This is a genomic window from Xanthomonas sp. NCPPB 3583, assembly GCF_041475715.2.
Classification (GTDB): domain Bacteria; phylum Pseudomonadota; class Gammaproteobacteria; order Xanthomonadales; family Xanthomonadaceae; genus Xanthomonas; species Xanthomonas euvesicatoria.
The window spans coordinates 134,078-153,786 of sequence record NZ_JCAQNY010000002.1 but is presented as its reverse complement, the minus strand read 5'-3'; the positions used below and the strand labels follow the sequence as shown (position 1 = coordinate 153,786).

Here is a 19,709-nt window from a genome sequence, read left to right as displayed (position 1 = left end):
ATATTACCAGAATGTAAAGCAACATTCTGAATATGACGATGACAGATAAATATAATCTTCACCCGTGTAAGGAACATTCCGCCATTCTCCCCAGCGAAACGGGCTAGCTCCTATCCAATGATTATTCTTAGTCTCACGTAATGGATAGAACGTCTGAAGCCGGTATCCCTGTTTGGGTAGAGTGAAGTAGAAACGGGCTGCACACACCGACCCGTTTCCATAGCGCTTCTTTGCCAAACCCCGACGGTGCATCTGCGCCCAAACACGAGTCGCAAGGAGCGAGGTCTCACGGGGTGCGCTTGCCTCGTAGCCTAGGTATCCCATGTGCGGATAAATTGCGCCCCACGAACCAGCACACCAAAAAAGTAGCTCCGATGGTTTACTGACCGTGCTGGTGACCGCATCAGCCATACAGGCCAGCTGTGCCACAGGATTAGCGAATAGCTTTGATTCAGGGTGGGTCAGATTTGCAAGCCTTTCCTTGGTCCAAACAGGATCGATCTCGCTTAACCACAAATAGTCCATGTCACCGCCACTGCCCGACGAACAAAGTGCCGACTGAATCCAGTCACTGACATAGCCGTATGGTGATTTAAGCCAGTGGTAGTGGTAAAAAGTCTGGCCCAGGTTCTCGCTGGTAGCGTCAGAAGCCTTATTGGGGCCTCCCCAGCGAATCATTTTCATCGCCGTTTGACCAGCGGCCACGTCTTGGCCACCAGGCATTCCTTTCGCGCTGTCTTTCAGCAAGGTAGTTCCGAACAATGGCGCGCAGTATGGTTTCCGGACAATTTCGGTTAAATGCGATGGCTCCCAATATCCCCATGTGATGCCGATCGCCGGATATCCAGATCTTCCCGGACAAAGACAAATAGGGGCAGCCGTTCCATTTGGAATCCGCCTTGAATTTCCAGATCCGAAAATATCCGGAAGCATATTGCCGACACCGCTCTCGCCGTAGTTTGATGCACCGTCTGCAGGCCCAAGATTGATTCCCATGACACGTATCGGGAAGATGCAACTCCAGCAAACATTGTTGAAAAATGCCGGACCTAAGAACTTTGAGTCTGGGCAGCCAAACTTTCCGTCCCCGCCATCTTGAGCTTGTGCAACACCACTTAAAGCTGCCAGCATAAGTGCGCAGGCAATTATCAGTCCTTTCATTGCTTCACCTTTACGCTTTCAGCTGGAATTTCTTGCACGAGAATCTTTTTATCAACCACGGTGATTACTGTGGGAACGTGCTCTACGCGGAAGCGTTCTTTCACGTCACTAGTCAGCAAGAACGGTTGGTCCTTGAAGCGCTGTGTCAGTCGCCCTATAACGTCCCAACCATTGCTGCGGTCTAGTTCTGTCAGCATCGTGATTACGCCAGTCGAACGATATGCCGAGTTGACTGCCGCCGCGAAGTCCACCTGCTCGGGATCGTTCGCATCAACAATGACTATGACGTCGTCAAAGGCCATCAACTCGTCTTCAAGCGGGTTTACGTAGTCACCCTTTCTAGCGAGGAACGTGCCGTCTGGAAGCGGAATGTCCTCGGTGACGTAGAAACCTGGGTCCAGCTCTCGGATACGAGGTACCGTTGTTTTAGGGAGAGGCAACATTGGAAGGTTTTGCCAGATGCGTGCCTTCGCGCGCTCGGCCATGGCCTTTGTGTCAGTTGCTTTCGCCTTCTCGATCATGGCTTGCATCATGTCGATTTCACCGATCGCTGACGTCTGACCGTGCTTGCCAAGATCGCCTCGGCGTCCGGCTTCTATCTCCGACTCGATCCATTCCGGATTCATCACGCCGGCAACCTTTGCGATAGGCTGGCCCTGCTCATTCATGACCACCAGAGTTGGCGCAACGGTCACGTCGTTGTCCGTGAAAGAAGGTGGATTGATCTCAATGTTCGGTACCACCGATCCCTCTTTCACTTCACCCATCAGCTTGACGATGGCAAAGATCAGCGGCTCAAGCTTTTCGCCGGGGCGCGGCCCGCGCAGCGAAAGCACCATCGATTCCCGATACTTAAGTCCGTACTCCAGCGCCTGGCTTATAGCAGCGTCGCCCATGGACCAGGAGATATGAAGGCGGTAGCGAAACTTGGAAGCGCCACTGCCCTGCTCTACCTCCAGCTTCTTGGAATCTGGCTTCAAACCGTACTTCACGGCCGCCGCATTCATAGCGTCAGCGTTGTAGCTTGTGGCGGCCTGCAGCAGGGACTTGAAGTATGACTCCTGCTCACGCTGAACCTGCAAAACCTTCTCGGTGGCCATCAACTCGTTTGCGTCGCCGACGTAGGCGGCACTGTTGTTGAGCACCTCGACCGATTGCGTCATCAGGTCGTGGGCAAAGGTGTCGGCCGGTCTGCCTTCGGCTGCTTTGGTGCCGATGTCCACAGCACTGGCATCTTGCTGGGCGTAAGCAGTTAGAGACGAAAGCGGCGTCAATGCCGCAGCGAGAAGCAGGGATGCAAGTTGGCGAACTACCATAGCGGCGTAGCGGTTCCATTGAGTGCGGATATGTCGACCAAACCGACATATCGGCTGTCGTACGTCTGTGGCAATGTGCCAAGCATCAGCACCTTGCCTTTGGGGATCACGAAACTTGCAAACGGCGCCTGACCTGCAGCAATCATTCGCTCGACTTGCAACGGGTGCATTGGTCCCCAGTACTCGCCGTTGATCCACACACCACGTGGATCGAGCTTGATTCGGTCACCTGGGACGCCAGCCGCGAACTTGACTAGATTCCTGCCGAAGAGCTTTTCGTCACCAGTAAAGCGGTACTGATACAGAATCCCGCGCTTAACCTCTTCTGGCACCACCCTCGTTACCCAATAGACTGACCAAGGCAGGCATCGCGCCGCTTGGAGGTCAAAGCCGAGTGTATATGTGCTCTGGACGTAGGAAACACCCACCATCGTCGTGATGGCCAGCACAGCAAACAGGTTTTTTAAGAAGCGTGCAGACCACCGCGGACGCACATGGGTCTGCACATAGCTCACGGCTTAGCCTCAATTTCAGCGGGTGAGGAAAACACCTGATTCTTCCTCAACACCAAGTAGCCATTTTCGGTGAGCGTGGTCGCCGCTTGCTCCGAACGCAGTAACAACTGCTCTAGGTCCTGTGTAGTCGCGCCGGGCTTCAGGTTCTGCTGGATAAAGGTGGCTTCATCAACAACAGCAATTGGCGGCCGCACTGCGAGCTCACTCTTCATCATTGATTGACAGATGAAAAAGTTTGCCGCACCGATCGCGAGCGGGTATATCAACAGAAAAAAGAGAATTTTCTTGTCCATGTTAAATCCTTGCAGTTAGCTTGCCAGTCGCTGAGCCGCGTCCTTGACGTGGATGCCGCGGTCCCGCAGTACCGCATAGATAGCGTCCATGAGGTTCATCCCCTTGTCTCGGTACGACTTGATCGCCATCACGTCCTGCGCCTTTGAGGAGAACATCAGTTTCTCCACATCAGAGACGACCAGGCGGCCAATCCCGATACCGAAGGCGTTGTTGATCAAGATTTCCGAATAGTCGCCGGGGACTGTATGGACCGTCGCGAGTAGACGGAAGCCCACCTCACCCAGCTCCAGACGGCTTTCTTTCTTGACCTGCGCGATGGACTCTTTCTTCTGGCCAAGCAACAACATGTGGGCCGAATTCTCGACCATCGCGATTGCGCCGGCGTTTACGTACAAGTCGTTAACTGACTGGGTACAGATGCCCGCGCTACCCCCGAACTTCCGGATCTGACGGTAGAAAGTCTCGATGAACTTCTGGGTCTCGTTCGACGCCAGCAAAGCAAACGCTTCGTCTACCAGTAGCAGCTTCGGCATGTCGCGCGGCAACCCATCCATTGCCTGCTGGATCTGGTTGAGCAACTGCAAGAGGACCACGCGCTGCAGATGCATGCGGCCCGAAAGCTGCTGCAACTCAAGCACAACCATGCGGGCGTCCATCCGCAGGTTGTTCACGCCATTGAAGTAGCGGCCGAACTCTCCAGCCGACGTGAATGAGAAAAGCTGGTGACCAATGTCGTTGAGGCGCTTATCATCCTCGGCGATCAATAGGTCCGCGATCATGTCTACCGTGGTTAACGTACCGCTCTTATCCCAGCAGCCCTTCAGTGTTCGCTTCAGGCCCGATAGCTGGAAGTCACTCAAACCCTGGCTGGGGGCTGCCATCACGGTCAAGATGCCGCACAGGATGTCTGCTTCCTCCTCGTAGCTGCGGACCCCCGAGAACGGATTCATGCAGACGTTGGAGTTCGAATCAAACTCGATGTACTGGCCGTCCAGGAATTCGCAGATCTGCTTGTAAGAGAACCCTTTGTCGATGATCCACGCCCGGCCACCCATACTGAGGAAGTTGGTCGTCAACGCGTTAGCGAGGAAGGATTTGCCCATGCCGGACTGGGCGCAGATCAGGAAGTTGTAGTTGCCGTCCGAGTCATACGGTGAGAAGGACATCAACTGACCGTCGCGGCCGAACAAGGTCAGCATCGGAGTCCCGGTGCCTGACCAGCTGGCAACCAGGGGCAGCATGGCCACGCAGTGCCGCGTCGGCATCAGCTTGTATCGTCCAAGCGCATCTTCCATGTCGGCGCTTGCCGCGAACGGCAGCATCTGGAAGAACATCGGACCGACCATGAATGCGTCGTCCTGCAGCGAAAAGCCGATTTCTTGGAAAGCGTTTTTCAGATCGCTGGACGCTTGGATAAGGCTGTCGCTGTCCTGAGCGAATACTGCGGCACCGACATAAGCACGAATCATCCGGTCGCCGTCGTTGACCGCTTTTACCGCAATGTCGGAGGACTGTTTCTGCTTGCCATAGTCGGGGATGTATTTCGAGAGTGGACCGTCAGCGTTCTTGGTCGCCCAAGTGTTCTTGGCAAAGAGTTTGGCCCGTTCGTCGTCTGGATCAGGGTAGATGATGTTGACTGTTATCACCGTGGGTTCGCGCAACGCGCGGGTTCCACGCATGAGGTCACCGACGTACTTCATTGCCATGCCCGGGTAGACGTCATCCGGGTAATGCTTCACGCTCATTACGCGGACCTGGGCGAACTCGCCTAGATGTAGCTTGTTGCGCTCAATGTCTACACACGTGTCGAGGTCGAGCAACTGATCGCATAGGAGCTTGTCCTCGTCGTATTGCGACCAGGGCATGGCTCTCCAGGCGGCCTGCGGCGAATGGTTGAGGATTGTTTCCATGACGCGCTTGTAAGACTTGGCAGTCATGGTCTCAGGCCTAAATCCCGCGGTCTTCAGGCCGGCCTTGATGCTAGACATCTGTTCGGTCAAACGGGCTAACTGTGCTTCGTTCGGTGGCGTCTTGCCATGCGGAACCTGCACCGTCATGTAAAGCTGCATGTTCCGCAACTTTGCCTGGTGGGTCTTTGAGATCGGCTCGCCTGTAAGTGAGCGAAGGTATTCCACTCGTGCGCGAGCCAGCCCCTGCAAGGTCTCGTCCTTCTGATTCTGACGGAGCACCATGTATTGGTGGAGCTTGCCTTCCAAGTCGGGACTCGCATACAGCACGAACTGCATGAGAGACCCCGTTGGAAGTGCGGTGTTCAACAGCGAATTCATGCTCTGCTGCGTCACATCGCTGAAGCCGGTCAACGGATTGCAAATGAAGCCGAAGCCGAGTCTGTCCGGCGAGATGACGAAGATATCGTTGTCGCTGTCGAAGGCATTCATGACACCGAACACCTTCTCGCGAACTTCAGCTCGTTCTTGTGCTTTCACGTTGACCGGCCCCTTGACTTACAGTTGGAAACCGGCGGTGAACACGCCGTCGATAATGCCCGGGCCGAAGGCGAACGCGGCCGCGAACAAGATGCCGATCGCAAAAGCCCAGATGCTCTGCTTTGCCACGCCCATGATCATGCCGATCAGGAATGCGCTGACAGCGATGGTTTTGCCCAGCACCCCCTCCGTCCAGCCAAGCACCAGGTCGTACAGGTCCTGGAATTCCGCTCCACCGGTAGCCGCACCACCGCTCGAGGCCAAAGCCTGACCGACGACTACGGCTGCCAGCAACAACAGCAGGCCGTTGTCCTTGACGAAAACGACTGCACGGCTTTCCGGCTTGCTGACAAAGGCAGCACCCGCGTCCAGATTGATATTGTTCATTGCATTCCTCTTGAAGATTTAGCGCGGTGGGTTGAAGTTGTTGCTGGTGGTTCCTGTGACCGGCTCGTTCGACGCCACCTCGTCGTCCGCTGCCGCCGCCTGTCCCTTCAGAAGAGCAAACGTGTTGGATGCATCAGGCATGCGCTGCCCTACCCGCCACTTCCGCGGCTCGATTTCCGAATAGATGATTCCGCCCATGTGCAGATCTCCGTGCTCGTCCTCCCAGGGGGCGACGTAGATCCGCATGATCTTTGCCGACTCCCGGTAGGCCTCACCGGCCGGCAACTGAGGTGAGGTGCGTGTTCCACGATTGAGGGCATCAGCCTGCTGCTGCGTGGGGACGATTGAGGACATCGGTCGCGCCAAAGACAGAGAGTCGTTCTTGCCGACCGACAATCCAGTCAGAACTGGATTGCAACAGCGGTCCGGTCCGACCGCGATGGCCTCAGCAACTGCTGGGGCTACTGGCTGCACCACGATTGTCTGTGGCGCCGCCTTGCCACCCTTTTTAACGCGCGGTTGTTCGTCTGCGTTTGACATGTCGTTGGTGGCTTCATAGACCTCCACCGGGTTCATGCAGCTAAAGCCATCTGGAGCAGGGCAAGCGAATTTGCCGCTGGAACCGGTGGCACACGCGTTTAGCATTAGGAGACAGCTGGCGGCCACAAGGCACTTCAGAGCGAGAAGCGGGTTTTTCAAGGTCAACATGGGTCCTCCTGACCTAATCAGGCTAAGTCGTCGGTGATGTAATGAACCCACGTATGAGTGGGTGAATAAGACCTAGTTTGTAGGTGTTCGTGCACGCAACGGCGGGAGAGAGATGCCACGGACCAACACCAGCGTTACCTCCCGGCCGGCATCGACCTCGATTACCGGGTGCATCTGATCAGCAAGATTTAGGTAGTACTCCGCAATGCGGTCAAGCGCCGTGCTGGCACCTCCAAACGCACCGGATTGGGCAGCATATGCGGAGTCGATACCGTTGCCAGGCGCGACACCACGAACGTTGCCGCTGAATGCCTGGGAGATACCATCTGCCACACCAGCCAAGCTAGCCTTCGCCAACACAGCACCTTGCTTGCTAACCAGTCGACCACGAACGCCGGCCTTACCGTCATTGCCTACAACCCAGCCCTGCAGCTTCACGTCGATGACTGACCGGTCTGTGCGTATGCAGGAGAGGTTCTCGGCACGAAGCATTGCCCGTTCCGATGCAAGGTCACCGTGACCTCCGGCAAGGATCATGCATTCGCGAAAGTCCGCGAGATAGCGATTAGGAAGGATCGATTCCTTCTTCACGCGAATCAGCACCGGCGTTGGCTCCTTCATGGCGCCTTGACCGGTAGGTGCGTCGAGGCCAGTGAGCAGGACGCCCTGTATCATGGATCCAGACGGTGTGTAGGTTTCGGCCTGCTTACCCGATTCCGCCCCCTGTGCTGCTTTTGGCGGTGCATCGACAGTGCCCGCACCGTCCGAGCGCGGTGCAGGCGCCGGCGCAGACACTGGCACGCTCGTAACTGAACTTGGCACTTGCGGAGCCCCGATAGTGCGGATGCCCCCGTAGGCCTGTGGTGCGGGCTGGCCTACAGGCGTGCCTGCACCAGGAGCACCCGGTCCCGCCGGGCCTGCGCTTGTGGCTCCATTCGCTTGCTGCAGTTTCGCCAGCTGCTCAACGACGTCACGGATCTCGGTGACCTCTTTGCGCAGGGCCTGTGTTGCCTCCTGCGCCTGTGAAGCGCCACTGTCGCCCTGGGCTTGGCTTTCGACCTGAGATTTCAGCTTGTCGATCATTTCCTTGTCGCGCGCACGATCACGACTCATCGCGTCTATCTCGCGAGGCAGCGAGCTCAGACCCATCTTCTTCGCCGAATCGCCACCAGGCAGTAGCGCGTTTTCGATTCGGGAGGCCGCAACTCGTTCTTTCCGTGGCTTATCCGAGCCACCGGTCAGGATCACGATAACCATGCACACCAGTATCAGGGACCCGAAGATGCCTACAGTGATGGCAATCTTCTTCTGCCCCGCAGGCATGCTTTCCCACTTCTGCTGCAGAAGTCCGTTCTTCTTCATGTCTGTCCCTTAGTTGCTCACACCGGTGCCCAACAACGACGGACGCTGATGCCCTTCCGTCTCAACGTGCTGCCGTACCGCGACGTACAATTCTGCGGATTGGCCTGGCCCCAATTTCTGGCTTGGCCATGTGGCGGCGCCGATCACGGCCGGCGACTCGCACTTAGATTCGTCGACGCTGATGGGCTTGTAGTTGCGATTGGTGATGCGCGAGACAATTACCACCATCGCATTGCCAGTAATGAGCTGCTGGGGAGCGATCTCTACGCCGGGGATATCGCAGGTCGGCATCTGCGCAGGTACGCGCTTGATGGCTTGGAAGCCGTAACCCTCCGGGACGCGACCGAGGGCGATCTCGCGGAAAGTAGACTTCACCACTTCGACAAATGGCTGATCCGACTCCCATCCCCGAGCCAGGTCGCCATTGGCCACTGAGTGGCCGGTATCGGTATTGGCGACGTAGCCTGCGACATTGACCTTGACGCTCACCGGACTGATCGCATCAGGAACCATGGTGATGGAGATCGCGTTAAACGGATCACCCTTTTCGTAAACCATCAATGCGATTTCATCTTGCAGCAGAGTCGACACATAGATCACACCACGCTCTGCAGAGATCGTGGCCACGCTTGTGGTCTTGATCTCAGGATCACGGAACGGGGTGATGATCCGGTTTACGTGTGAAAGTGCGATACCGAAAGCCTTGTTCTGACCGGACTGTACTTCGATCACCGGCGGCGGGGCCGGCAGCGTCTTACGCGGCCGTACTGGTATCTGATTTGCCGCGGCTTGAGCCTGCATTTCGACCTGCTGCAGCGCTCCTGGATTCAAGGGCCTATTGACTTGGCCTTGGGGCGCTGGCGAGGCCGGTAGCGTGCGTGGCTCAGGCGTCACACCCAGCGGACGCTCCCCCGGCAGCGTGCTCGCAGTGGCTACAGCTGCGGCCCCAGGCTTCATGTCTTGCGGCGCTAGCACCTGTGCCTGGACCGCCGTGACGAACATGGCTGAAGCCACGCCCACGACGATTTGACGTATACGGATATTCATTGAGTACCTTCAGGGATCAGTTTTTGGACGCGGCGGCGACTTGCGCTTCGAGTTCTTTTTCTTTCGGCTGCGTCCACGGACCTTCGTAGGTCTTCAGACTGGACAGCTGCACGGAATAGTTGCGAACGGTCAGACCCAACTCGTAGGTGCGAACCATCTTTTGCTCGCTGTTTCGAGCGCCACGAATCCAGTAGTCGCCACTGACGATGACCTTCTTGATGCCGGGATGATAGAAAACCTCTTTCGGAGCGAACTGGATCGAAATCTGTTCGCCCTTGATCTGCTCAGCCTGTTCACTGACAGCTGCGATCATCTCGCGATGGGCTTCGGGGGCGACGTATCGCGCCACGTTGTCGGCCAGGAATGGAGCCGTCGTCGGGGTCACATTGCCCATCATGGTCGCAAGCGATAGACCGAACGACTCCTTGAATGCAGCGTCAGCGTCGTTGGCCGTGACGCTGGCCTCACCGATAAGGCGAGGCGGAACCAGCACGACGGTCTTGTCCTTGGCGATCAGCGCGATACCTAAAAACAGGTTGCAGATGATCATCAGTACACTGAAGGCCAGAAGTAGATGGTTCTGCAAGTGGAGTCCATTCCACGTGCTGGTAAAGAGTCGCAGTTTCATGCGGGATAAACTCGCTTAATGAACGGGTTGATTGCGCAGCGGCCCTTGTAACTGATCATTCCGACCCAGTAGAGGGCGTGGTACATGAAGTGATCCGGGCGGCTGTCGCGATACTTCGTGAGCCAGCGGCTGGCGACGATGCCGAGAGTGATGCAGATCAGAGGACGATCAGTGATGATCCCCGCGCACATGAAGAAGCCGAAGGGAATCAGCTGGTCCAGGGTCCAGAACAGCAGCCGCTGGGGCGTGTTCAAATACCTCGGGAAGGGCATGATCTGGGACACGTCTGTCCTTTGCTGGGGAGTGGGGACAAGGTAGACGGCCCCGCATGTAACGAATCAGCGTTTGGATGTGCAAAAAAGGGGGTAATTGCGTGCCTTCGACGCATGAGCCGCTCTGTACCAGCGCGCCGACAAGCGCGTAGTCCATATTGGACGCGGCGCCCTGAAACGGTCATGCCGGACAGTGCGCTACAGCCGGCGGTGCAACCATAGGCGCAGGCAAAAAAAAAGCCCGCGGATGCGGGCTTTCTCTTTACGTTGCTTGCGGCTCGAACTCACTGCTCCGTGTCTGGTAGACACCTCGCTCGTCGTCAACGAATTCATCATTGCTTTCGTCAACGGCCATTACGACGTCGGCAATGTTATAGCGGTCACTCTCTGAGTAATCGAATGTTGGCATTCGACCCTGATACTCAGTCATGTAGTCCCAATAGTCCGGGGGCTCTACAAGCGGAGCATCTTCCTCTTCATCGAAGAAAGAATCTTCCAGATGCTCGGCGATCACAACTGGAACCTCGGTCTGCTGAACCACCAGCGTCTCCTGCATGGAGGTGACTGGTTTTAGACCAAGCCTGTTTGCGTCAACAGGCCTCGGCAGCAGCACGGGCGTTGGTAAAGCCTGAGCAGCAGGCAGGACCGGTAGCGCTTCAGGCTCAGGGGGCCGTTTGGCCCGAAGGGCACCAATCGGATCCATGAGAGTGAAGACCACTATCAGGATAGGAAGGACAATTAAGCAAACAGCAGCATTTGAGATCATGGTCGCTCCAAAATGGAAAAGGACCATGCGCCTTTGGGCGGATGGCCCAGAGGCTGGAAAAAAGGGGGAAGGAACCCCAGTCATCGTCTGCGTGGCAGATTCCCAGCAATCCTAAGTTCTCAACCTGCAGGAATCAAGCGCCCTAGGCGCCTGCCTATAGGCTGCGATATAGTGGGAACCTCACAGGAGGTGCCAAATGGCATATGCGTTCATCATTCTGCTTGTTGCCGCCATCTTCTTGTATGTCGCATTTCGCAAGCCCGCCCCTGTCCAGGAGGATCCGATTGCCGACGACGATATGTCGAGGTTCAATCCGGTTCGGGCAACTTACGATGATTTGTACGCCAAGGCCTGGGGCGTTAAAAACGGCTTGGACGACTAATGAACAAGGCCCCCTTACGGGGGCCTTGTAGTGTGGGGATCACTCTGCAATTGGTTTAGGTAGTGGCCGTTCTGTCGCCGACTCTCGAACCATCGCCGAGCCAATCCCGGACCCAGTGAATCCGCCACCGCCGGCAACATTCATCATGTCGTTCGTCGTCGGGTTGCCGCCGAACATCGCATTCTTTTGATGCTGGGACAGGTTCTGCATTGAAGCCTCTACCCTGTCGGCATCGGAGCCGGTCAGGTATGCGTTGCTGAACTCACCCCTGCTTTCGTTAAGCAGTCGAGCTGCAGCAATGACGTTTACCGTGTCCTCATCAGCAACGTTCTTAGAGAAGCCGTTCTCGGCATAGATCTCTCGCCTCAGCTCTTCGTACCGCGTCAGGCCCGAATCCCCGACCATGGCACGATCGTCATCACGCTGGAGGACGGGCCCACTCCCTCCTGTGGCCTGAGGAATCGTTCCGTCCGTACCGTTGGCCATGTACCCATTGAAGATCGCAACCCCCGAGGGGTTGGAGCCTTCAGCGCCCCAGAAGTCACCGATCGAGCGTGCATAGGTCAAATCCGGTGTTTTCACGCCCTGGTTGAGATTCTCTCGTAGCGCAGCTCGTCCGCCCTCCTGAACATCTTGGCGAGCAGCACCATAGTTGTTGTTGAAGAAGTCATCACGCTCACCGCGATTTCCGAGGTTCGCAGCACCACCCGCACCTGTATTCACGCGACCAGCATCGACACCAGACCCGGAGGCAATGTCGCCGCTAACGGCGCTTCGAATAGCGCCAGCATCGGGGACATTGGACATCGAAAGCCCGGAAGTTGCTTTGGTCGCCTGGCCATAGGCCGGAGCGGAATCTTGAAGCCCAGCATTGGCGCCTGCGTTTCCGACGCTGGCACCTGCTGCACCGACCGAGTATTTGTTGGTGAGCTCAGCGAGCGCGGAGAAACGATCCCCTTCGCTGCCGGCGTTCGTAGAGTAATAGCCTGCACCATTACCCGCGAGCGTCATACCGGCCGCCATGGCGCGAGCCTGGTTGTCGTCGCCAGCAAAGAGTCCGGCGCCCCTCCAATCCTGTACTTGGCTCAGGTTTTTCTGAAATGCCGCCGCACCGCCTGTGTCGACCGCAGCAGCAACCGCTTCACCGACTGCGCCTGATCCGCGCTGGCTCACCTGCCAGCTCCAATCTTGCACAGAAGTACCAGTGAGATTGCTAACTGTTTGCGACATCCGGTCCGCTTCAGAGTAGTTCTCGCTTGCAGACTTGAGGTCTTGGGCTGCCTGCGACTTTGAGTAGGAGTCGAGGATTCCCTGTGCGGCAGAACTACCTTCCTGCGCCATACGGCCCAACATGTCGACTTTCTGGGCTGCTGTTTCCGCCCTCATCACTCTGTCGAGGCCAGCTCGCTCTGAACCGGAGAGCCTGCTGGTGTTACCGAAGGATGAGTCCTCACTTGATGACTGCCTGTTCGACGAGCTAATGCCGCCGGAAACGATGCCGGTTGCTTGGCCGCCGCGCTTGCCCTGTCCTTGGGTCCCTCCATTCCCTCCGGATCGGGAGGCACCTTCACCAGAGGCGCTGCCGGCGCCGTTGGCCGACAAGCCGATGTTCTTGTCCAGATTGGTTGCATCGCTGGTCTTCTTGTCCCGGCTCGACTGGTCGCTCACGTCCGAACCGACGGACTGACCACGCGTAAAGCTGGTTCCATCGCCGATGCTGTCGCTCACCTGGGAGGTAACGCCACTTGACGTCGTAACGCCCTGTGTCGACGTGAGGGAGCTATTGATCGCGCTGTTGAGCGTAGTGGAGGCCGTCCTACTGGCCGTCTCCATAGCACTCCGTGCGCTCTCAACTGATGCGCTGGCAGATCCACCCATGTTGAAGGAACCGCCCAGGTTCTCGACTCCCGTCATTGACGTGCCGGCGCCGCCAGAATGAGCCATGCGCGAGCTCACGTTCATCACCTCGCCCATCTTGGCGAGATCCGGCGAGGTCATCTTCTCGTTCACGTGATCGCCACCAGAAAGTCGCCCGGCAAAGCTGGTCATCGCAACGGCACCACCACTCAGCAACAGATAGCCCATGGGTGGAACCAGCGTAGCCATCCATCCACCGACAGCGATCCAAGTGGTCAATTCGGAGTTGAGCGCCGCAGCACCGGCAATGCTGGAAAGAGGAACACCGTGATTTGCGGCGTGTAAGCGCTCCATTGCCGTTACTGCATGCTGCACCATCGTCAGCTGAAAGAGATCGACCGCAGCAAACATCGGCGCCCACGTCGTTACCCAGAGGATGACGGCGAAGTACTTACCCACGACTCGTTGACCGAAGGTGCCCATCCCGGCGATCAGCGCCATGAAGGGAGCGGCGATGAACACGATGCATTCGAGAAATGCCATGAATGGACGCATGGCTTTGCGGAACATGATCTCTCCAGCGCCCCACTCGTCTTGCCGCTGACGGTTGCCCTGGATAAGCATCAATTGCGCCTGAATGTCCTGAGGCGTCAATGTGGAAGATCCCGCAACAGCTTCATCCATTATCTCGCGGATCGCGGATGCCATGACGTGATTGTGGATACTGCTCGTCCCGGCACCAATGGCTGCGAATGCCGAGTTAGCTGCTGTAGTGGGATCCGTAGAGTTCGATCTGGCATCGGTCATCGCCATGGCAGAGTTCAAGAACGACGACTCCATGCCGGCGTCATTGGAGTCAATAATTAGGCGTTCCATGGCCACGTCACAATCAAGTACGGCAGGGCCGGTGCTGGTGATGTAGTTGACAGACGTCCACTTGTCACGGAAGCCAATCCCTCCGTCTGTTTCATGAAAGCTGAGCGGATTGGCAGCCGACATCACTGCGTTCTGATCTATCGCGCCACGCTGAATTGCCGGAATAGTGCATTCAGCGTAGTACGAACGCAGGTTAGTCTTGAAGGTCGATACTTTGCTCTGAGTCCCCTTCAAACCGTCTAAGTCCCACCGCCTGGTCATGTCCAACAACTTCAAGGTGTTACCGAACATGCCGCTGTTGACGTCGAATTCCTCCATGCCAGGGACCGCGAAGGCTTGCTGCATCTTCTCGGTAATTACTTTGCCGATTGTCGATACAACCATTGCCGGCGCGGCAACTCCGAAAGGAACATTATCGACAGTGTAAGTCTGGAGTGTATTTGCTCCAGGCGCGCCGTCCAACGCATACAGCGTGGTGTCCACTTTGATAGAGAACATGCCCAGGACCAGCAAAAAGCTGACAAAAAGGTTAGGCAGTTCGACCTTCTGACCTCCCGTTTCGATCGCCTTTAGACCCGTCAACAGCAGCCCGACGAGCATGCCGAAACCGCCAAGGGCAAGAAGAAAGCCACTGCTGCTCATCATGGCCACGCCATCGAGCACGCGCTTCATGAAAAGGCCATCGCCCAGCGAGTAGATCTCGAACATGGATTCCTTCCTCGATTACTGGGCTGGTGTGGTTGCTAGATACGGCTTTTCGGACGACGTATCACGCACTCGCATGTAGTAGTCCAGATGTGCCGTGCGACTCTTGGTTCGTTCGAAGAACGGCTTTGATTCTTCCCTGAGCCGGGTCGTAGCCTCACGTGCTTTTTCGCGGAATTCCTGCGTCCCCTCCCCTTCCTCAGAGCTTAGAGAGATCAGGATCGACTGAAGGTACTGACTCATCACTTGGGATACGACAGTTGCCGCCATCTCCTCGGAGAATGTATCGACAAAGGCGATCGCCGCATCGGGATTTGTCTTGGCCAGGCTCAGGACGATCTGCCCGTAAGAACCCGTATTGGTGATCCAACCGATCTCCGCAGCCGTTGGTTCCGTCGCGCCTGGTATCCGAGCTTTTGCCACAATGCCGCCATTGCCGGTTTCACCGACGAAGACAGTCTTGATGCGCTCCTCCACACCCTTAAACGCCGGGATCTCCGTAGCACGCGGATTGAGGCACAGCTCATTGTCATTGCAGACAATGCGTGTCACGTTCCTGTTGCCATTGCGCCCTTTGATGAGTTCGCGCAATGTCATCGACGGCTCGACGTAGTGCACGGACACATCTTCCGCAGCACCGCTTGCCTTGGCGCGGGCTGGACAACTTGCGTCTACGTTCGGAACACAGGCCACGATAGTGCCCGTGTACGACATCACGTCTTCCATAAGCTCCTTGGTGACGCCGACACCCCAAGCGCCTAGGCCCTTATCCTTCATCAAACGCCAAGCTTGGTTACCCTTAAACACTTCGTTCCGCATAGCGTTGGTCATGCGAGAGCTCGTCCATGCCGAGGGCGAACGTCCCTCTCCACGGGCCGAAGCGTCTTCGCGGTCATCGCGCAGGCCCGTGGCCATGCCGAAAGCTTTCGACTTCTCCTGGATGGCACCTTCCAGCTTTGTGTCTCTTACCAGCTTCTCGCCGATCTCACAGGCGTTAAGGTTGCCCATGTTCCATTTGTCCATCTTGTCCTGAAGTGCCGACAGCTTTTCCTCGCAAGTTGGACACATCGCGGCGAGCGCTATTTTAAACGCGTACATCACCGCTGCTGTGGCGATCGCTCGCATTGCCTGCTGCAACTGCTCTTTCGTGATGAAGGAGAAACTGCCGAAGAAGGCGCTAATGCCATTGCAACCCACCGATAGGCTAGGCGGCTGAAAATTGTAGGCATTGATGTTCATCATCTTGTTGCGAACCTCAATTCCACCGCCGGACACAACTCCACGCTTTGCTGACATGAAGACGTGAGGATCCGTGGTATTCGACATGGCACCGAACATGTCGCCCACGGCTCGATCAAAGCCTGTGTCTGCGCGAGCCACTTGGGACGCAAGCGAGAACGAAAGAACAACCACTACCGCGGCTAACATCCTGTAGATGTGCTTCCCCATTACCGATTCCTCCACGGCGTGTTGCCACCTTCGCTCTGTGTTTTGATTTGCTCCCCGCCGCCGTGGATGCCGCCTCGGCGCATGATGTCTAGCAAATCGTGGTCAGAAGCGCCCGCAGGCACTTCTTCGAGGTCAACGCCATCTGTGAGCAGGCGCCTCGGCAACCCGTGCATCGCAGTTTCGTATTCGTCTTTGCTAATCCAGTTCTGCGCTCGGGCGACTTCCACAAACCGCTGCTTCAGCTCTGGAAGTGACCTCAATCCAGCGGCCAAGAGCACCACTTCATTGGTGTCCGGCTTGACCAGGTAGAGAGTGGGTGTGGTGCTCACTTGAAGTTGCGCAGCCTGTCCGCTGTCGACGACCCAGTTCGGATGGGAGCCATCGACCATCGGCAAGCCATCCAGGCTAATCGGCAGAATCGACAGTGGCACCTCTTGGCGCATGTAGTCGAGGATCGGGTTCTGGCGAAGACAGTATTGGCAGGTCGACTGAAAGAAGTACCAAACGCCAACTTGACCAGCGAGCCGTTGGATGATTTCGCTCTGAGCGCCCTCCGTTGCGTCGGAGATCTGCCGGCGAGAAACCGCAGTCACCGGATTCGAGATTGTCTCGTCCAACGCCGTGTTCTGCTCGGCCACGGACCGGTATGTATAGGCGAAGCGCTCGGACAGATCCATCATGTACTTGTGGACATACAGGAACATCTCCACGTTTTCCTTCGTGGGATTGTTGATCGCCTGATCGCGCAGGCGATCGATGTTGTTCCTGATCCACTCCACACTCAGCGGCTTATCTTGCGACTCACTGGGGGTGCCTGCCGACTTTGGCGGCTCTATCGGCTTCTTCGGTGGCGGCGCCGGCGGCTCCACGTACCAGAACCAGCCGTCCTCATGGCGATTCAAAAACTGGTTCTTTGTCGCCGGAGGGGGCGCCGTCGTATGCGCCGTAGGCGCTGATTGAGTTTGCGGCTGCGTGCGCTGCGGACCGGCCGGTGCCACGCCGGCACCCTGCCCTACCGGCCGGTTCAAGGCCTGATCGAATACTGCCTTGGGATCAGGGGCAGATTGGGCATAGGCCTGTTGCAGGCCTGCCAAAAGAGCGAGTGATAGCAGGCACGACGCCCAGCCGTGCTGGCGCTTCCTACGACGTGGGTGGCTTCTGGCATTGGTCATACCAGCCAGTTTGGGTCCGCATCCATGTAACGAATGCGGGTATGAGCGGAAGTTTTGGGGGTTCTTTAGGCGTGCTCGTGGCGCCGCCGTAACCTTTAGCCCCAGCCGTCTCCGACGATCATACGGAAGGCTTTGGTCGTCGTTTCCTGGTCACTGATCTTTCGCTTGATCCGCGACACGCGGCGCAGCGTAGGCTCACCGCGGGTGGCATTGGGCCGGCACCCCATCACCGAACTGACTAAGCGGCAATGTGGACACTCACCTTCCAGTGGCTCACGTAGGTCTCGCTGATCAAACGAGAGTTGCAGGAATCGGTTCTTGCAGCGTGGGCAGTCGGTCAGGTATATCTCGCGACTCATGAACCTGCGAGCTAGCACGACATAGAGGTTATATGGCGTCGACTCGACGTCTTGATGGGTGAACACCTCAAGAGCGTCAATCGCAGCAATGAAGACGTCAGCAGTGAGCGTGTAGTGGGAGTCCGAAGCCAGTACCTGCTCCAGCATGACCAAAAACCCCGATGCTTTGACGTGCGTGTTCGCATCTTGGACGACGGTGCCCACTGATTGAATCTTCCTACCAGTCGGCGCCAGGGCGCGCGCCTCCTTCTTTCCGAGGCGCGTCACCATCTCGCGAGTCAGGCCGGTCAGGTCCGCGATGTCCGGTGACTTCAACTTCATCTTCATCAGTTTGACGGCGTTTCCAAGCTCCTTGGAAACTTCGTCATTCCTTAGGGCAGCGCGTATCAACAAGAGCGCTGAGTTTTGGCCAGCATCAACTGCGTTGAGCGGCATGCGTCGGGGCTTGAGTTTGCGAAGATTGGACATGGCGAATTAGATCAAGGCGTCGGCGTTGATATGGCGGCTGCTCGTCAGAATTGCGCCACCTGCGATACGCAAGTGGTCTTGCTTCAGGCCGCCAGACAACATCTGGACGTAGCTTAGAAATGCCGGCGACAGGCGTAGGCGGGAGTTCCCACCCCAGCTTGCGAGACGCAAAACCGCCTTACGTGTCAGCATGCGAATGCGATGGATCACAATCGGACTGGGCATGCGGAAGACAGCGCTGGCCACCTGAGGGTTCTCATTCGTCAGGCCACGCAAGACGAACCACCACTGGAGGTCGAACAATCGACGCTCGGCCTGCCAACTCGAAAGCCTCTTACCATTGCCAGCATCGAGCAAGTCAATGGCTCGTTCGCTCGGACCCGGAAGACTCGCTGCCTCCAATTGTCGCTCGAGCTCATCCAAGTCGTTGCATCCGAACAGGATGTCGTTCCTAGCGAGCATCATTAGCTGCTCATCATCTAGGAAGGTCAGGGTACGGAGCTTCTCTTCATGGCCCACGTAACCAAATGCTTCCGCTGCAGCTGTTGGGTCATCAAGCATGGCCATCCGAAGAAGCTTCAGAAAAGCCTGATTGAACTCGACCAAATCGGCGTTCCATAACCCTGTATCCATCGCCACGCTTTCAGTTGTTTAACAAGTTCAGTATGTAACGGCGTTGTCCGCCGTCAATTCAGTTTGGGGGGATGCGCAGCTGAGCGAACCGCCCTATTGCGCAAACACATCTTCCCGAAAGTGCGGCGAGTGTACTGGTTCTTTTAGCGTCGCTACTCGACGCCGCGCCAAGACTGTGCGAAGGCAGCGTTTGCTTGCTGAACGTCACTGTGTCAATTGCGTCAATTTTTCGACGTTTTTTGACACAAATGCCATGTGTCGACATAAGGTTGCCGTCGCATGTAGGAATCCACCTGACAGGGATCAAACGGAAACAACTTTCCCGATTGTCGACGCGGCAGTGGCCTGAGATCCGTGACGGAAAATCGTCGCCACTGCTTTTCTTTCTAAAGTATGACGCTCGTCACTGTGTGGGCAGTGTGCGTTCCTCGGTTTTGCAACCAAGTGCGCAAACGGTGACGTTTCCCGGTGTTGCAAATGGCCAAAAGTAGATCATCACTGCTTCCGACGTCTGAGCTTGCCCGGCGATATCTCGGCTTGCGGCGCAATCACCACTTGAGATGGGGTTGTCCGTTCCGTTTCGAGTCGAAGACGGATCGCCGCACGCAGGATCATAGAAGGCAGGCCCTCAACTAATAGATCAACCCGTCTATACCTTCGGATTGCATCTTCCAGCTGAGCCTGCGATAGCGGAGTAAGACCAATGTAGCGGCTAGCTTCGAACTCTTGATTTACCTCCCCTGCCCCGATCTTGGTGACGAAACTGGGATGCTTCAGCAGTTGGCCTAATGCCTCTTCGACCCAGCGCGCCGCCCCACGCGGGCCATAGATAGCTGTGTAAGCACTGACGTATTTCTCCGCCATTGCCGCAGTCATGCGTAACGAAGTTGCCTTGGTACGTGGCG

The 19,709-nt window shown here is 56.7% G+C and carries 19 protein-coding genes; 1 reads left to right on the top strand and 18 read right to left on the bottom strand.

Annotated elements, in window-relative coordinates:
- Positions 1 to 3: 3 nt before the first annotated feature.
- The 12 genes from ACCQ07_RS22150 to ACCQ07_RS22095 form a co-directional block, all read right to left on the bottom strand.
- Entirely contained in the window at positions 4 to 1,161 is a 1,158-nt protein-coding gene (locus tag ACCQ07_RS22150) for a TraU family protein (RefSeq protein WP_074052150.1), read from the bottom strand.
- Entirely contained in the window at positions 1,158 to 2,435 is a 1,278-nt protein-coding gene (locus ACCQ07_RS22145) for a TrbC family F-type conjugative pilus assembly protein (protein WP_372364201.1), read from the bottom strand. The genes ACCQ07_RS22150 and ACCQ07_RS22145 overlap by 4 nt, the downstream gene beginning before the upstream one ends.
- A 35-nt stretch (positions 2,436 to 2,470) precedes the next feature.
- The gene (locus ACCQ07_RS22140; RefSeq protein WP_127446636.1) at positions 2,471 to 2,992 is read right to left on the bottom strand and encodes a S26 family signal peptidase; all 522 of its coding nucleotides are present in this window, start codon (positions 2,990 to 2,992) and stop codon (positions 2,471 to 2,473) included.
- Positions 2,989 to 3,285 carry a hypothetical protein gene (locus ACCQ07_RS22135; RefSeq protein ID WP_074052153.1) on the bottom strand — a complete coding sequence of 99 codons (297 nt, stop codon included), beginning with the start codon at positions 3,283 to 3,285 and terminating at the stop codon, positions 2,989 to 2,991. Before ACCQ07_RS22135 ends, ACCQ07_RS22140 begins: the two co-directional genes overlap by 4 nt.
- Before the next feature lie 15 nt (positions 3,286 to 3,300).
- Positions 3,301 to 5,733 carry a type IV secretion system protein TraC gene (traC, locus tag ACCQ07_RS22130; RefSeq protein WP_372364200.1) on the bottom strand — a complete coding sequence of 811 codons (2,433 nt, stop codon included), beginning with the start codon at positions 5,731 to 5,733 and terminating at the stop codon, positions 3,301 to 3,303.
- Positions 5,734 to 5,751: 18 nt separating this feature from the next.
- Positions 5,752 to 6,120, bottom strand: a complete 369-nt coding sequence (gene traA / locus ACCQ07_RS22125) for a TraA family conjugative transfer protein (RefSeq protein WP_039575799.1) — start codon at positions 6,118 to 6,120, stop codon at positions 5,752 to 5,754.
- A gap of 18 nt (positions 6,121 to 6,138) precedes the next feature.
- Positions 6,139 to 6,828, bottom strand: a complete 690-nt coding sequence (locus tag ACCQ07_RS22120) for a TraV family lipoprotein (RefSeq protein WP_074052154.1) — start codon at positions 6,826 to 6,828, stop codon at positions 6,139 to 6,141.
- Between the two features lie 72 nt (positions 6,829 to 6,900).
- Positions 6,901 to 8,190 (bottom strand): TrbI/VirB10 family protein, encoded by a 1,290-nt coding sequence (locus ACCQ07_RS22115; RefSeq protein ID WP_372364199.1) that lies wholly within the window; start codon positions 8,188 to 8,190, stop codon positions 6,901 to 6,903.
- Between the two features lie 9 nt (positions 8,191 to 8,199).
- A complete protein-coding gene (locus ACCQ07_RS22110) occupies positions 8,200 to 9,237 on the bottom strand; it encodes a TraK domain-containing protein (RefSeq protein ID WP_081375684.1) in 1,038 nt (345 codons plus the stop codon).
- Between the two features lie 16 nt (positions 9,238 to 9,253).
- On the bottom strand, positions 9,254 to 9,865 hold the full coding sequence (locus ACCQ07_RS22105) for a TraE/TraK family type IV conjugative transfer system protein (RefSeq protein ID WP_005989466.1): 612 nt from the start codon (positions 9,863 to 9,865) through the stop codon (positions 9,254 to 9,256).
- Positions 9,862 to 10,149, bottom strand: coding sequence for a type IV conjugative transfer system protein TraL (gene traL / locus ACCQ07_RS22100; RefSeq protein WP_050812845.1), 288 nt, complete (start codon positions 10,147 to 10,149; stop codon positions 9,862 to 9,864). The genes ACCQ07_RS22105 and traL overlap by 4 nt, the downstream gene beginning before the upstream one ends.
- Positions 10,150 to 10,399: 250 nt before the next feature.
- On the bottom strand, positions 10,400 to 10,903 hold the full coding sequence (locus ACCQ07_RS22095; RefSeq protein WP_155767386.1) for a hypothetical protein: 504 nt from the start codon (positions 10,901 to 10,903) through the stop codon (positions 10,400 to 10,402).
- A 196-nt stretch (positions 10,904 to 11,099) separates the two neighbouring features.
- Here ACCQ07_RS22095 and ACCQ07_RS22090 point away from each other — a divergent pair, with 196 nt between their 5' ends.
- Positions 11,100 to 11,285: a hypothetical protein gene (locus ACCQ07_RS22090; protein WP_005989475.1), complete on the top strand. Its 186-nt coding sequence runs from the start codon at positions 11,100 to 11,102 to the stop codon at positions 11,283 to 11,285.
- Positions 11,286 to 11,324: 39 nt separating this feature from the next.
- On the opposite strand, the gene ACCQ07_RS22085 is transcribed toward ACCQ07_RS22090, so the two are convergent.
- From ACCQ07_RS22085 to ACCQ07_RS22060, 6 genes are all read right to left on the bottom strand, one after another.
- The gene (locus ACCQ07_RS22085; RefSeq protein WP_372364198.1) at positions 11,325 to 14,726 is read right to left on the bottom strand and encodes a conjugal transfer protein TraG N-terminal domain-containing protein; all 3,402 of its coding nucleotides are present in this window, start codon (positions 14,724 to 14,726) and stop codon (positions 11,325 to 11,327) included.
- A gap of 15 nt (positions 14,727 to 14,741) precedes the next feature.
- Entirely contained in the window at positions 14,742 to 16,172 is a 1,431-nt protein-coding gene (locus ACCQ07_RS22080; protein WP_074052159.1) for a conjugal transfer protein TraH, read from the bottom strand.
- The gene (gene traF, locus ACCQ07_RS22075; RefSeq protein ID WP_081375685.1) at positions 16,172 to 17,344 is read right to left on the bottom strand and encodes a conjugal transfer protein TraF; all 1,173 of its coding nucleotides are present in this window, start codon (positions 17,342 to 17,344) and stop codon (positions 16,172 to 16,174) included. Before traF ends, ACCQ07_RS22080 begins: the two co-directional genes overlap by 1 nt.
- A 95-nt stretch (positions 17,345 to 17,439) precedes the next feature.
- Entirely contained in the window at positions 17,440 to 18,171 is a 732-nt protein-coding gene (locus tag ACCQ07_RS22070) for a hypothetical protein (RefSeq protein WP_005989480.1), read from the bottom strand.
- Positions 18,172 to 18,177: 6 nt separating this feature from the next.
- Positions 18,178 to 18,804 (bottom strand): hypothetical protein, encoded by a 627-nt coding sequence (locus ACCQ07_RS22065; protein ID WP_046936608.1) that lies wholly within the window; start codon positions 18,802 to 18,804, stop codon positions 18,178 to 18,180.
- Positions 18,805 to 19,299: 495 nt separating this feature from the next.
- Entirely contained in the window at positions 19,300 to 19,668 is a 369-nt protein-coding gene (locus ACCQ07_RS22060; protein ID WP_155767387.1) for a hypothetical protein, read from the bottom strand.
- Positions 19,669 to 19,709: the final 41 nt, after the last annotated feature.

Coding starts and splice junctions, on each gene's coding strand:
- ACCQ07_RS22150 (WP_074052150.1), bottom strand. CDS start 1,161: ATGAAAGGACTGATAATTGCCTGCGCACTTATGCTGGCAGCTTTAAGT.
- ACCQ07_RS22135 (WP_074052153.1), bottom strand. CDS start 3,285: ATGGACAAGAAAATTCTCTTTTTTCTGTTGATATACCCGCTCGCGATC.
- traA (WP_039575799.1), bottom strand. CDS start 6,120: ATGAACAATATCAATCTGGACGCGGGTGCTGCCTTTGTCAGCAAGCCG.
- ACCQ07_RS22120 (WP_074052154.1), bottom strand. CDS start 6,828: ATGTTGACCTTGAAAAACCCGCTTCTCGCTCTGAAGTGCCTTGTGGCC.
- ACCQ07_RS22115 (WP_372364199.1), bottom strand. CDS start 8,190: ATGAAGAAGAACGGACTTCTGCAGCAGAAGTGGGAAAGCATGCCTGCG.
- ACCQ07_RS22110 (WP_081375684.1), bottom strand. CDS start 9,237: ATGAATATCCGTATACGTCAAATCGTCGTGGGCGTGGCTTCAGCCATG.
- ACCQ07_RS22105 (WP_005989466.1), bottom strand. CDS start 9,865: ATGAAACTGCGACTCTTTACCAGCACGTGGAATGGACTCCACTTGCAG.
- ACCQ07_RS22095 (WP_155767386.1), bottom strand. CDS start 10,903: ATGATCTCAAATGCTGCTGTTTGCTTAATTGTCCTTCCTATCCTGATA.
- ACCQ07_RS22090 (WP_005989475.1), top strand. CDS start 11,100: ATGGCATATGCGTTCATCATTCTGCTTGTTGCCGCCATCTTCTTGTAT.
- ACCQ07_RS22085 (WP_372364198.1), bottom strand. CDS start 14,726: ATGTTCGAGATCTACTCGCTGGGCGATGGCCTTTTCATGAAGCGCGTG.
- ACCQ07_RS22080 (WP_074052159.1), bottom strand. CDS start 16,172: ATGGGGAAGCACATCTACAGGATGTTAGCCGCGGTAGTGGTTGTTCTT.
- traF (WP_081375685.1), bottom strand. CDS start 17,344: ATGACCAATGCCAGAAGCCACCCACGTCGTAGGAAGCGCCAGCACGGC.
- ACCQ07_RS22070 (WP_005989480.1), bottom strand. CDS start 18,171: ATGTCCAATCTTCGCAAACTCAAGCCCCGACGCATGCCGCTCAACGCA.
- ACCQ07_RS22065 (WP_046936608.1), bottom strand. CDS start 18,804: ATGGATACAGGGTTATGGAACGCCGATTTGGTCGAGTTCAATCAGGCT.
- ACCQ07_RS22060 (WP_155767387.1), bottom strand. CDS start 19,668: ATGGCGGAGAAATACGTCAGTGCTTACACAGCTATCTATGGCCCGCGT.